Consider the following 12,451-nt stretch of genomic DNA (forward strand, 5'->3'; position numbering starts at 1 on the left):
TTCCATGACGTTTTTCCGGGATACTGCCCGAAAAATCACTCATGCAAAGCCGACCCACTCCCTATACTGTATTTGCAGCAAAAATACATCTGTCAATACCTGCGGCCGAATTATTCTCCCGGATATGATAGCTGAATGGGGGAAGAAGAGCGGCCAGGAGGGAAAACACTTACAGAAGCACCGTGGTAATCCCAGGATTGGGGACTGCAAGTTCCCGATCTTGACGAAGGTGGGGATAGCGGCGGAACAGTGCCTTCACCGGTCCGGATTTGCCGCCGCCATCACCGGGGACGAAGTCGTTGATCTCCTTTTCCCGCCGCAGATGCTCTAAATACTTCCGGCATTCCTCGCGGATGATTCCGCCCTTGCCGCTCGCCCCGTATCCATGGACCAGGATCAGCACGCTGACCCCCTCGTTCCTGGCCTGCTCGATCTCCACCGCCAACCGGCGGAGGGCGGTCTCGACAGTGGGATGGCCGTGCTTGAGGTTGACTGCCTTTTTCAGAAACGGCGTCCTGCCCGGCTTTGATTCCTCTTCCTGCCGGCTGCCGCAGAATCTGCAGGACAGACTGCCAATTTCAATCTCGTTGCCGCAGACTTCACAGACCGTCACCTCCCGCCTAGAGCCTCCGCACGGTGATAACATGCTCCATCTGCCGCAGATGCTGCATCAGCGAATGGAGGTGATCGAGGTTGGCGACCTCGATGGAGATGGTCAGATCGGCGATATCGGCCGGAGTCACATGGGCCGCCACCTCCAGGATATTGGCGTTGTCGGCGCTGATCGCCGAGCTGACCTCGGCGAAGATCCCACGGCTGTTCTCGGCGCTGATATGGATCCCGACCTTGTAATGCTTGTCCTCGATGCCGTCCCAGGAGACCTTGATCCACCGCAATGGATCGGTGCTCAGGAGATTGCCGCAATCGGCCTTATGGACCGAGACGCCACGCCCTGTGGTAATGAAGCCGACGATGGGATCTCCCGGCACCGGACTGCAGCACTGGCTGATCTTGACCAGCATGCCGTCGATACCGTCGATGCTGATCCCCGGTTTACCCGGCCCCTTCTCCGATGACTGCTGGCTGACCATCTGCGCCGCCAGTACCGCCGGCGGCAGTTCGGCCGCCGCCATGTCCTTCTCCTGCTGCAGTTCCGGTGGCTGCAGGGCCCTCACCAGGGTGCCCACGGTGATTACGCCGCTGCCGACCTTGATCAGCATGTCATCGAGCGTATTACAGTGCAGCGTCTTCAGGAGAAGCCGGATATGCCCGCTTTTGATAATCTTGCGGAAGGTCGTATTGTTGTTCCGCAACTCACGCTCGCAGATCTCACGGCCGAGTTTCAGCGCCTTTTCCTTCTCTTCCTTGCGCAACCAGTTACGGATCCGCGATCTGGCCCTGCTGGTCTTGACGAGGTCGAGCCAGCCGCGGCGCGGGCGCTGGTTCGGCGAGGTGATGATCTCGACGATATCTCCCGTCTGCAGATGATGCTTGAGCGGGACCAGGCGCCCGTTGACCTTGGCGCCGACGCAGTGATCGCCGACCTCGGTATGCACGGCGTAGGCGAAATCGATGGGGCAGCTGCCGATCGACAGCTCCTTGACCTGTCCACCGGGGGTGAGGGCGAAAATATCCGGCTCGTAGAGTTCCCCCCTGACGCTGTCGAGGAATTCGCGCGGATCTTCGACCTCGTGCAGCGACTTGACCAGCTTCTTCAGTTCACGGAAGAGGCGGGCATCGCTCGAGCTGACCTTCTGTCCTTCCTTGTAGGCCCAATGGGCGGCAACGCCCTCCTGGGCCACCCGGTCCATCTCTTCGGTACGGATCTGGATCTCGATGAAATGGCCGCTCGGCCCGACCACCGTGGTGTGCATCGACTGGTAGTTGTTGGCCTTGGGCGAGGAGATGAAATCCTTGATCCTCCCCGGGACCGGGGCCCAGTTGGCATGAATGACCCCCAGGGCTTCGTAGCATTGGCTGACCGTCTCAACGATGATGCGGAAGGCCACCTTGTCATAGACCCTTTCGAGCGGGATGTTCTGGACCATCAGTTTCTTGTAGATCGAATAGAGGTGCTTCGGTCTGCCGATGATCCTCATCGCCGTGATATCGCTCTCGGCCAGTTTGTCGTGGAGGATGCCGATGACCTCGTTGACATACCGCTGCCGCTCGTCCAGGGAATTTTCGAGTCGGCCTGCGAGGTCGGCATGCTCCTGCGGATACAGGTACTTGAAGGCGAGGTCCTCCAGCTCCCTTTTCATCCAGTCGATGCCGATGCGGCTGGCCAGGGGAGCGTACAGGTCCATCGTCTCCCGGGCCGTCTCCACCTGCGTTTCCCGGTCAACGGCATCGAGCAGGAACATATCCTGCAGACGATCGACCAGTTTCACCAGGAGGACCCGGATGTCGGCGGCAATGGCCAGCAGCAGCTTGCGGACGTTCTCGGCCTGGCTCGCCAGCTTGGTATCATACTGGACCTCGGTGATCCGGGTCGAACCATTGACGATGGCCGCCACATCATTACCGAATTTTTCCTCCAGTTCCTTGACGGTCACCCCCTCCTTCAACACCCCGTGCAGCAGTCCGGCCAGGATCGTGTCGAGGTCGAGGTGCATCGAGGCCAGCATCGATGCGACATCCAGGGCGTGCAGCAGGTACGGTTCGCCCGAGAAATGCTTCTTGCCGCCATGAACCCTGACCACCTCATCCCAGGCCTGATCGATCAGTGACAGATCGGCGTCCTGGAGATAGTTGGCGGTCAGGATCTTGAGACCCTGAGGATTGATCATTGACCCTGGCATAGAGACGGTCACCTTCCGGGTTATCGGTTGATCGCTTCGGCAATCCTGGGCGGAAGCACCGTCAGCAGTTGCGCCGGAGCCAGTTCTTCGACCTCTCCGCCCTTTCGCTCCCGCAACTCGACGATCCCGTCCTGCAGATATTTCTTGCCGACGGTGATGCGGAAGGGGATGCCGAGGAGATCGGCATCCTTGAACTTGGCGCCGGGCCGCTCATCCCGGTCGTCGAGCAGCACGTCGATCCCCTTCTCGACCAGTCCCCTGTACAGTCCCTGGGCTGCAGCATCGATCTTTTCGTCCCGCGGATCGAGGTCGAGGATGATCGCCGTGAATGGCGCCAGCGGCACCGGGAAGACGATGCCGTCATCGTCGTGGTTCTGTTCGATCGCGGCGGCGACGACCCGGCTGACGCCGATGCCGTAACAGCCCATGACAAACGGCTTCTCGGTGCCGTCACTGTCCTGAAACATCGCCTGCATCTTCTCGGAATAGGAGGTCCCCAGCTTGAAGATATGGCCGACCTCGATGCCTTCGGTCAACTCCAGCCTGCCGCCGCAGACGGGGCAGGGATCGTCGGTGGTGATCTGGCGCAGATCGGTGAAGGCCTCGGCCTGGAAATCCCGCCCGGGATTGACGTTTTTGAGGTGATAGTTCTTCTGGTTGGCGCCGGTCACGGCATTGCGCATCAGGGCCACTTCCTGGTCGGCCACGACCCGGATGGCCAGGCCGACCGGACCGATATAGCCGGTCGGCACGCCGGTGGCGTCAAAGGCCTGCTTGTCGTCGGCCAGCTCGACATCGGCAACCTGAAGCAGGTTCTTCAGCTTGACCTCCTCGACTTCGCGATCACCGCGGACCAGCACCGCCACCGGTCGGCCGTCGGCGAGGTAGATCATCGTCTTGATCAGCCGCGACGGCTCGACGCCGAGAAACTCGCAGACCGATTCGACCTTGCGCTTGCCGGGGGTCTCGACCTTTTCGATGTCGAGCATCGCCTCGACCTCGATCGTCGCCGGCATCCGGACCTCGGCCTTTTCCATATTGGCGGCGTACTCGCAGGCGGTGCAGACAACGATCGTGTCCTCGCCGGTCTTGGCCAACACCATGAATTCGTGGGAAAAATTTCCGCCTATCGCCCCCGAGTCGGCCTGCACGGCGCGGAAGGTAAGTCCGCAGCGGGTGAAGATACGCCGGTAGGCCTCGTACATCTTCATATAGCTGACCCCGGCCTGCTCGTCGCTGACATCGAAGGAGTAGGCATCCTTCATGACGAACTCCCGGCCGCGCATCAGGCCGAACCGTGGCCGGATCTCGTCCCGGAATTTGGTCTGGATCTGGTAGAAATTGACCGGCAGGTCACGATAGGAATGGAGTTCCCGGCGAACGATATCGGTGATGACCTCCTCGTGGGTCGGTCCCAGGCAGGATTCCCGTTCGTGCCGATCGACAAACCGCAGCAGCTCCGGACCATATTTGTCGTAGCGGCCGGTCTCCTTCCACAGGTCGGCCGGCTGCACCATCGGCATCAGCAGCTCCTGGGCCCCGGCCCGGTTCATCTCCTCGCGGACGATCTGCTCGACGCGGCGCAACGCGGCGAGGCCATAGGGCAGATAGGTATAGACCCCGGCACTGAGCTTGCGGATGAATCCTGCCCGCAGCATCAGACGATGACTGACGACTTCGGCCTCGGCCGGGGTTTCCTTCAATGTCGGCAAAAACAGCTGTGAATAGCGCATAGGTTAGATACATTAATTGGAAAGTTGTATTGTGCGGCCCAATTCGGCTACCCGGCAGCAAGTGGAGAATCGATAGCAATGTAGCATATTTTCAGCTTTTTTGCCCTTCATCCTCCATCTTTTTCAATTCGGCCAGGAAGACATCGAGCAGATCGTTCTCGGCAACCTTCCTGAATATTTCCCCCTTCTTGAAGATAATGCCGACCCCGTGGCCGCCGGCGATGCCGATATCGGCCTCACGCGCCTCCCCCGGACCGTTGACCACGCATCCCATCACCGCGACCTTGAGCGGGACGGTCATGGTCCGGACATACTGCTCGACCTTTTCCGCCAGACCGAAAAGATCGATCCGGGTCCTGCCGCAGGTCGGGCAGGAGATCAGTTCCGGCCCCCGCTCCCGGATTTTCAGGGACCGGAGCAGCTCAAAGCCGACCCGCACCTCCTCGACCGGGTCGCGGGTCAGCGATACCCGGAAGGTGTCGCCGATCCCCTGGCTGAGCAGGATGCCGAGGGCCACGCTCGATTTGACGGTGCCGGCGATCAGGCCGCCGGCCTCGGTCACCCCGAGATGAAGCGGATAATCGGTCACCTGCGACAGCTGCCGGTAGCCGTTGATCGTCGTCAGCACATCGGAGGACTTGATCGAGATCTTCATCGCGTCATAGCCGAGATCCTCGATCATCCGGACATTGCGGAGGGCGCTGGCGATCAGGGCCTTCGGGTTGTCCGCCGTCGGATAGCCGTGGGCCTTGAGCAGATCCTTTTCGATCGACCCGCTGTTGACCCCGACCCGGATCGGCACATGATGCTGTTTCGCCGCCGCCACGACCCGGGCAATCTTGTCCTTGCCGCCAAGGTTGCCGGGATTTATGCGGATGCCCTGGGCACCGTGCTCCATTGCCGCCACGGCCAGGCGGGAATCGAAATGGATGTCGGCGATGAGCGGGATGGCAATGGCATCACGGATCGACTGCAGCGCCGCCGCCGCCTCCATATCCGGCACCGCCACCCGGATCAGGTCGCAGCCGGCGGCCTCGAGCCGATGAATCTGGGCCACCGTGGCCTCGACATCGGTGGTGAAGGTATTGGTCATCGACTGGACCGACACCGGGTGCCCGTTGCCGATTCCGACCGCGCCGATGGCGATCTCTCTTGTCTGACGTCGACTGATCATGGCTGAATCGTTTCGCGCTGCGGCAGACGACCGGATCCCGTCGCCGCCAGGTTGAGCTCCGCCTCGGAGGCCCGGACATACAGGGGTACGGCCGATCCAGGGTCGAGCAGGTCGCCACGCTGCAGTTGATCGGCGGCGATCAGGCCCAGCGATGCCGCCGACGGCAGATGCAGCTGAGCGGGAGCCGCTTCATAGCGATCCCCGAGGACCTCGCGCCAGTACTCTCCATAGACGGCCACCGCATCGCCCACCATGTAGACTGGCTCGCGGATACCGGCGGCCAGCTGTTCCGGGGCGACAACGACCGTTTGCGTCATCTGCTCAAGCTTCCCGAAGGGCGAGCGGCGAAAAAAGGCGGCATACACCTGTTGTTTGCGGGCATCGAGAACCGCACAGATCTCCTTGCCGGTGCTGCAGGAGGAGGCCAGGCCCGTGAGGGTCGAGACGCCGAGGAGCGGCCTGTTGCCGGCGAAGGCCAGCCCTTTCGCCGTCGCCATGCCGATCCGCAGCCCGGTGAAACTGCCGGGTCCGATACTCACCGCAATCGCGTCGAGCCCCATCCAGGTGACGGCCGTCTCTTCGAGCAGCTGGTCGATTCTGGTCAGAAGTCGTCGCGAGTGGGTCACGGTCCCGCACAGGGTCATGCCGGCGAGGACTCTGCCTCCTTCCTGACCGCCTTCGGTAATCGCCACCGAGCAGCACGGCGTGGCCGTATCGATGGCCAGTATCAGCGGGCGATCCGTCTGACTCACTGCAGGATCCTGATGATGTCGTTGTAGAAGACAAAGATCATCAGGGCGCCGAGGAGGGCGATGCCGACCTGCTGGGCGATGATCTGGGCCCGCTCGTGCACCGGCCGGCGCATGACCCCCTCGATGGAGAGGAAGACCAGATGGCCGCCATCAAGCACCGGGATCGGCAGGAGATTGAGGATGCCGAGGTTGACGCTGAGCAGCCCCATGAAATAGACCAGATTGATCCAGCCGGCCTTCATCTGCTCACCGGCGATCTGGGCGATGAGGATGGGCCCGCCGAGTTCCGACGCCGGCACCACTCGTTGGATGATCTTGATGAAACCCAGGGCCGTCAGCGAAACATACATCCAGGTCTGGCGGCAGGCATCGACCAAGGCCTGCACCGGGCCGACCCGGTGGTACTCGACCTTGTCGTCCTTGACGATGCCGATCATGTACCGCTGCTCGACCTCCTCGCCGAAGACGTTCTTGACGCTATCCCGCTGCGGCACGACCGACAGCGTGAGCTCCTCCTGGCCCCGCCGGACGGCCATCGTCAGCGACCGCCCCTCGCTTCGCTTGACTCCATTAAGAACGTCTTCCCAATGGATGGTCGGGCTGCCGTCGATACCGAGTATCTCGTCACCGGCCTTGAGACCGGCGGCAAAAGCCGGTGAATCCTCGTTGACCTTCCCGACCAGGGTAGTGTCGACAGGCTGTGGCACGCCAATGGCGACGAACAGGCCGAAGAACAGCACAACGGCAAACAACAGGTTGAACAGCGGCCCGGCGAGGACGATGCAGAATCTCGCCGCTACCGATTTGTGCGAAAAGGAAACCCTCCGGTCAGCCTCGTCAATCTGCTGCTCGTCAGGGTTTTCGCCAAACATCTTGACAAATCCGCCGAGGGGGAACGCCGAAATGACGTACTCCGTTCCACCGACCACCCTGCCGAGAAGTTTGGGACCGAAACCGAGGGAAAATTTGAGGACCCTGACCCCGAAAAGCTTGGCAAAGATGAAGTGGCCAAGTTCATGAACGAAGATCAGGACACCCAGGACCAGGACAAAGGAAGCTATTGTATTCATATATATTTTTACCCCTCAAGGGGATCATGTGATGGCTGCAGTAACAAGGAATGAGGAAGATCAGCGGCGTACAGCCAGACCGGATAGCGCGGAAGCCCTGCGGCGTGCCTCGGCATCAGCCTCGAGGATATCATCAAGATTTTCTTCACTGCCACCCTGTATCCGGTCCATTGTCGCAGATACTATATCGACGATGGAAGTAAAATCAATACGGCCCTGCAGAAATGCCTCGACGGCAATCTCATTTGCGGCATTCAGCACTGCGGGCTGAACTCCTCCGGACCGGAGGGCGTCGAAGGCCAGTTCCAGAGCCGGGAAGGAACGATGGTCAGGCTGGTAAAAATCCAGCGTGGCGCATTCGGCGAGATTCAGTGAGGGCAGGGGCAACGCCAGGCGTTCGGGATAGGACAGGGCGTAGGTTATCGGAATACGCATGTCGGGTATGCCGAGTTGGGCAATCACCGATCCATCCTGGAACTCCACCAGGGAATGGACGATCGACTGCGGATGGACCAGGACCTCGATGCCGTCGGCCGGGGCACCAAACAGCCATTTGGCTTCAATGACCTCAAGTCCTTTGTTCATCAATGTCGCCGAATCGATGGAGATCTTCCGCCCCATCTTCCATTTCGGATGGTTGAGGGCATCCTCCCTCGTTACCTGCCGCAATTCCTCAGGCTTTTTGCCTCGGAACGGCCCCCCCGAGGCGGTCAGGATGATCTTTTTCACATCCTCCCGCCGTCCGGCCTGAAGGGCCTGAAAGATGGCGCTGTGTTCGGAATCCACCGGCAGCATCCGCACACCCTGTGCCGCGACCGCATCCATGACGATCCTGCCGGCCATGACCAGGGTCTCCTTGTTGGCCAGGCCGACATCCTTTCCGGCCCTGATCGCCGCTAGGGTCGGTTGCAATCCGGCCGCGCCGACAATCGCCGAGACGGTTATATCTGCCGTATCATGGGCAGCGACTATCCGGTTACCCTCGTCGCCCCGGAAAATCCGGTTATGCCAGATAGATGGCAGTCTATCCTGGAGAAGTTTCGCGTGCCGCTCATCACAGACGGAGATGCAATCAGGAGCAAACTCTACGACCTGGGCCGTGAGGGAATCGACATTGCATCCGGCGGCGAGACCTACGATCTTGAAGCGATCGGGAAAACGGCGAACGATGTCGAGGACATTGACACCAATTGAACCGGTCGATCCGAGCAGGGAAATACGTCTCATTATCGGACGATGACCAGGAGGAAATAGAGGACCGGACCACAAAAAAGCAGTGAATCGATGCGATCGAGAATTCCGCCGTGTCCGCCCAGACAATGGCCGGAATCTTTAACCCCGGTGCCCCGCTTGATGATCGACTCGGTGAGGTCACCGGCTATACCGGCTCCGGTGAGAAGGATGGCCGAGATGGTTATGAAGAGCCACGGAGGGTCGGCGAGAAATACCCCGGCGAAAAGCAGCGCTGCCGGTACACCAAAGGCAAATCCCCCGGCAACTCCCGCCCGTGTCTTGTTGGGGCTGATGACTGGACAGAGCTTGCTCTTGCCATAGGCTCGGCCGATGTAATAGGCGCCGGTATCCGATCCCGCCGTGATGGCAGTCAGAACGAGGAGCCAGCCGCCGCCTTCGGGGAGGAGGCGCAGACCGAGGATAAAGGCACTCAACACCCCGAGATACATGGAGCCGAATGCCAGTCGACAGAACAGATTATAACTGTCGGTAGGATCTGAATAGATTACGAAAATGAAAATGGTCAGGAGGGCGAAGGCGAGGAGCAGCCCGTAGAGCGCTCCGGTGCCGACATCCCCGGTAATCATCGTCGCAAAGAGTGGCAAGGGGAGGATGAGATCAAGCAGGATTCGCTGCAGGGGAGGAAACCTCTGGGCACCGGCCATCCGCACATATTCATCGGTGGCCCAGATGGCCACGACGGCAATGACCGCCGAAAACAGGGTTGATGAACCTTTGAAGAGGAGAAAAAACCAGCAGAGAGCAATCAGGATTCCGGGAACGACTCGTTTCATCAATGACTCTTTTGGAGTTGGGCTCCTGTGCGCCCGTACCTTCGTTCTCGTTTCTGGAAATTGGCGATCGCCTTCAGGAATATCTCCTTTCGAAAATCGGGCCACATCACATCGGTAAAATATATCTCGGCGTAGGAAAGCTGCCACAGCAGAAAATTCGATAATCGGGCCTCTCCACCGGTCCGGATCAACAAGTCGGGGTCGGGCAAGCCAGCGGTATACAGAGAGGAATTGACCTGATCGATGGTGATCTCCGAAGTCTTCATCCGACCTGTGGCACATTCCTCGGCCAGCAGCCGGACAGCCCTGGTGATCTCGTCCCTGGACCCATAACTCAAGGCCAGGTTGAGTATCATCTCCGTATTGGAGGAAGTCTTGGAAATGGAGTCCAGCAGAGTCTCTCTGACCCCTCGTGGAAGTTTTTCCATCTCACCGATGCATGAGAGACGGATGCCGTTTTGCTGCATCCGGGAAAGCTCGGAAACCAGAAATTTCTTGAGAATCGTCATCAGTCCGGAAACCTCCTGTACAGGTCGATTCCAGTTTTCGGACGAAAAAGCGTACAGGGTCAGGACCTGAATACCGAGTTCCCGTGCTGCCTCGACAATATCACGGACCGACTTCGCACCGGCCTTATGACCGAACAGGCGGGGTTCGTGCCTCTTCTCCGCCCACCTGCCATTGCCATCCATGATGATCGCAACATGCCGGGGCAGACGCGTGAGATCGACGGCTGAATCCTTGGGCATAGATATGTTCGTACCCCGCCAGGTAGTGGTACAGGATAGGTTCCAGAGGCTGGAATCGTCTGAACGATCAGACCTCCATAATTTCCTTTTCTTTCGAGGCGGTAACCTCGTCTATCTTCTTGATGGTACTGTCGGTTTCGTGCTGGGCCTCATCCTGCAGTTTAAAAAGATCGTCCTCTGAAATTTCCTTGTCCTTCTTCAACTTCTTCAGGACATCCAGAGTATCCCGGCGAATATTGCGCACGGCCACACGATATTCCTCGGCGACTTTCTTCACTTGCTTGACGATGTCCCTGCGACGCTCTTCGGTCAGTTGCGGAATGTTCAACCGGATAACCTTGCCGTCGCTTGCGGGGGTCAGACCGATATCCGATTTGAGTATCGCCTTTTCAATCGCCGGAAGCGTCTGCGGATCCCATGGCTGAATGGCGATGGTTCTGCTTTCCGGGATCGTCAGGGAGCCAACCTGATTCAACGGCATCTGACTGCCATAGACCGCTACGGTGATCCCATCGAGAAGGCCGAGAGAAGCACGTCCGGTACGGACCTTGGACAGCTCGGCCCTGAGTGCCTCGACGCTCTTTTCCATCTTCTCGGCCATTTCAAAAATTGCTTCGTGCATACCGCCCTCCCGTTACCCCAGGATTTTCGGAGATTTTCGTGAACTGATCAAGGTCCCGACCATTTCCCCGCACACGGCCTTCCGGATATTGCCTGGGACATTCATGTTCAGAACCATGATGGGTTTATCGTCGTCCATTGCCAGCGCGATTCCAGCGGCATCCATGACCGTGAGGCCTCTGCCGAGAACCTCTGAATAGGTAAGATGGTCAAATTTGATCGCATCCGGTTCGCGCACCGGATCCTTGTCATAGACCCCATCGACCTTCGTCGCCTTGATGATGATATCGGCATCGATCTCGAGAGCTCGCAACACACCGGCGGAATCGGTTGTAAAATACGGGTTTCCGGTACCGGCTGCAAAGATCACGACCCTGCCCTTTTCCAGATGCCGGGTGGCCCTTCTCCGGATATACGGTTCACAGACGGACTGCATGGGGATGGCCGACATGACGCGGGTGATGACATCCATGCGTTCAAGCGCATCCTGCATCGCCAGACTGTTCATGACGGTGGCGAGCATCCCCATATTGTCGGCGGTGGTTCTATCCATCCCTTTGCTGGCTCCGGCAACACCACGAAAGATGTTGCCGGCACCGATGACAAGTCCGGGCTCGACCCCCATCCTGACAATCTCTTTAACTTCAGCCGCCACGAACTCAAGAACCGTGGTGTTGATGCCGAAAGCATCTTCACCCATCAAGGCTTCACCGCTCAATTTGAGCAGGATTCTCTTATACTGTAACGGCATGCGGGGCTCCTTGCCTGTAGTGATCGTCTCCCGGAGATGAGAGCATGCTTCAAGAAATGATAAGCGAATGACGGAAGGCGCGGATTACTCGACACCTACCTGAAAACGGGCAAAGCGCTTGATCGAGATATTCTCCCCCATCTTACCGACAACTTCGTTGAGCAGATCCTGAATGCTGAGATCCGGATTCTTGACATACTGCTGCTCGAGGAGGCAGACTTCGGCAAGGAATTTCTCGATTTTGCCGACCACCATTTTCTCGGCGATATTAGCCGGCTTACCCGAATCGATAGCCTGCTGAATATAGATATCCTTTTCCCGGGTCAAAACGGATTCCGGCACCTCATCGCGGGAAATCGAAACCGGATTGGTGGCGGCAATATGCATCGCCACATCGCGGGCAAATTCACGGAATGCATCGGTCTTGGCGACAAAATCGGTCTCACAGCCAAGCTCGATCATGACCCCGAGCTTTCCTCCGGCGTGGATATACGTCTCTATGACGCCCTCGCTCGTCGCCCGTCCGGCTCTTTTCGCGGCCACGGCAAGACCTTTCTGGCGGAGCAGGTCCACTGCCTTCTCCATGTCGCCATTCGTCTCGGTCAGCGCCTTCTTGCAATCCATCATACCTGCGGCAGTCTTATCGCGCAGATCCTTCACCATCTGGCTTGTTATATTCATGGCAAACCTCCTCAATAGCAACGCTTTCGCGTCTTATTTTTTTCGATTCTTGGCAGTAGAAACGAGCGTGAGCGCATCATTCCTCTCTATCA

12 protein-coding genes are annotated in these 12,451 nt (G+C 58.9%); all 12 read right to left on the bottom strand.

The features are described from left to right. Positions 1 to 169: 169 nt before the first annotated feature. The gene (locus tag ACWGKN_RS18110; protein ID WP_052160231.1) at positions 170 to 613 is read right to left on the bottom strand and encodes a Smr/MutS family protein; all 444 of its coding nucleotides are present in this window, start codon (positions 611 to 613) and stop codon (positions 170 to 172) included. Positions 614 to 620: 7 nt separating this feature from the next. Then, complete coding sequence (locus ACWGKN_RS18115; RefSeq protein ID WP_052160232.1) at positions 621 to 2,789, bottom strand: RelA/SpoT family protein; 2,169 nt, start codon at positions 2,787 to 2,789, stop codon at positions 621 to 623. A gap of 32 nt (positions 2,790 to 2,821) precedes the next feature. Continuing rightward, positions 2,822 to 4,534 (bottom strand): proline--tRNA ligase, encoded by a 1,713-nt coding sequence (locus tag ACWGKN_RS18120; protein WP_035232186.1) that lies wholly within the window; start codon positions 4,532 to 4,534, stop codon positions 2,822 to 2,824. 91 nt (positions 4,535 to 4,625) lie between these two features. Beyond that, positions 4,626 to 5,708, bottom strand: coding sequence for a flavodoxin-dependent (E)-4-hydroxy-3-methylbut-2-enyl-diphosphate synthase (gene ispG / locus ACWGKN_RS18125; protein WP_424253230.1), 1,083 nt, complete (start codon positions 5,706 to 5,708; stop codon positions 4,626 to 4,628). Beyond that, a complete protein-coding gene (gene tsaB, locus ACWGKN_RS18130; RefSeq protein ID WP_424253228.1) occupies positions 5,705 to 6,460 on the bottom strand; it encodes a tRNA (adenosine(37)-N6)-threonylcarbamoyltransferase complex dimerization subunit type 1 TsaB in 756 nt (251 codons plus the stop codon). The genes ispG and tsaB overlap by 4 nt, the downstream gene beginning before the upstream one ends. Further along, entirely contained in the window at positions 6,457 to 7,530 is a 1,074-nt protein-coding gene (gene rseP, locus ACWGKN_RS18135) for an RIP metalloprotease RseP (protein ID WP_035232193.1), read from the bottom strand. Before rseP ends, tsaB begins: the two co-directional genes overlap by 4 nt. Positions 7,531 to 7,590: 60 nt before the next feature. Beyond that, entirely contained in the window at positions 7,591 to 8,757 is a 1,167-nt protein-coding gene (locus ACWGKN_RS18140; RefSeq protein WP_035232196.1) for a 1-deoxy-D-xylulose-5-phosphate reductoisomerase, read from the bottom strand. Beyond that, positions 8,757 to 9,557 carry a phosphatidate cytidylyltransferase gene (locus ACWGKN_RS18145; RefSeq protein ID WP_452095758.1) on the bottom strand — a complete coding sequence of 267 codons (801 nt, stop codon included), beginning with the start codon at positions 9,555 to 9,557 and terminating at the stop codon, positions 8,757 to 8,759. Before ACWGKN_RS18145 ends, ACWGKN_RS18140 begins: the two co-directional genes overlap by 1 nt. Further along, on the bottom strand, positions 9,557 to 10,306 hold the full coding sequence (locus tag ACWGKN_RS18150) for an isoprenyl transferase (protein WP_035232200.1): 750 nt from the start codon (positions 10,304 to 10,306) through the stop codon (positions 9,557 to 9,559). Before ACWGKN_RS18150 ends, ACWGKN_RS18145 begins: the two co-directional genes overlap by 1 nt. Positions 10,307 to 10,373: 67 nt before the next feature. Next, positions 10,374 to 10,928: a ribosome recycling factor gene (frr, locus tag ACWGKN_RS18155; RefSeq protein ID WP_035232202.1), complete on the bottom strand. Its 555-nt coding sequence runs from the start codon at positions 10,926 to 10,928 to the stop codon at positions 10,374 to 10,376. Positions 10,929 to 10,940: 12 nt separating this feature from the next. Next, positions 10,941 to 11,678: a UMP kinase gene (gene pyrH / locus ACWGKN_RS18160; protein WP_424253223.1), complete on the bottom strand. Its 738-nt coding sequence runs from the start codon at positions 11,676 to 11,678 to the stop codon at positions 10,941 to 10,943. An 84-nt stretch (positions 11,679 to 11,762) separates the two neighbouring features. Beyond that, positions 11,763 to 12,359, bottom strand: coding sequence for a translation elongation factor Ts (tsf, locus tag ACWGKN_RS18165; protein ID WP_035232204.1), 597 nt, complete (start codon positions 12,357 to 12,359; stop codon positions 11,763 to 11,765). Positions 12,360 to 12,451: the final 92 nt, after the last annotated feature.

It is taken from the genome of Desulfoprunum sp., from assembly GCF_053613775.1.

Excerpts from the sequence above, each read along its gene's own strand:
- ACWGKN_RS18115 (WP_052160232.1), bottom strand. The coding sequence starts at position 2,789 with ATGATCAATCCTCAGGGTCTCAAGATCCTGACCGCCAACTATCTCCAG.
- ACWGKN_RS18120 (WP_035232186.1), bottom strand. The coding sequence starts at position 4,534 with ATGCGCTATTCACAGCTGTTTTTGCCGACATTGAAGGAAACCCCGGCC.
- ispG (WP_424253230.1), bottom strand. The coding sequence starts at position 5,708 with ATGATCAGTCGACGTCAGACAAGAGAGATCGCCATCGGCGCGGTCGGA.
- rseP (WP_035232193.1), bottom strand. The coding sequence starts at position 7,530 with ATGAATACAATAGCTTCCTTTGTCCTGGTCCTGGGTGTCCTGATCTTC.
- ACWGKN_RS18140 (WP_035232196.1), bottom strand. The coding sequence starts at position 8,757 with ATGAGACGTATTTCCCTGCTCGGATCGACCGGTTCAATTGGTGTCAAT.
- ACWGKN_RS18145 (WP_452095758.1), bottom strand. The coding sequence starts at position 9,557 with ATGAAACGAGTCGTTCCCGGAATCCTGATTGCTCTCTGCTGGTTTTTT.
- ACWGKN_RS18150 (WP_035232200.1), bottom strand. The coding sequence starts at position 10,306 with ATGCCCAAGGATTCAGCCGTCGATCTCACGCGTCTGCCCCGGCATGTT.
- frr (WP_035232202.1), bottom strand. The coding sequence starts at position 10,928 with ATGCACGAAGCAATTTTTGAAATGGCCGAGAAGATGGAAAAGAGCGTC.
- pyrH (WP_424253223.1), bottom strand. The coding sequence starts at position 11,678 with ATGCCGTTACAGTATAAGAGAATCCTGCTCAAATTGAGCGGTGAAGCC.
- tsf (WP_035232204.1), bottom strand. The coding sequence starts at position 12,359 with ATGAATATAACAAGCCAGATGGTGAAGGATCTGCGCGATAAGACTGCC.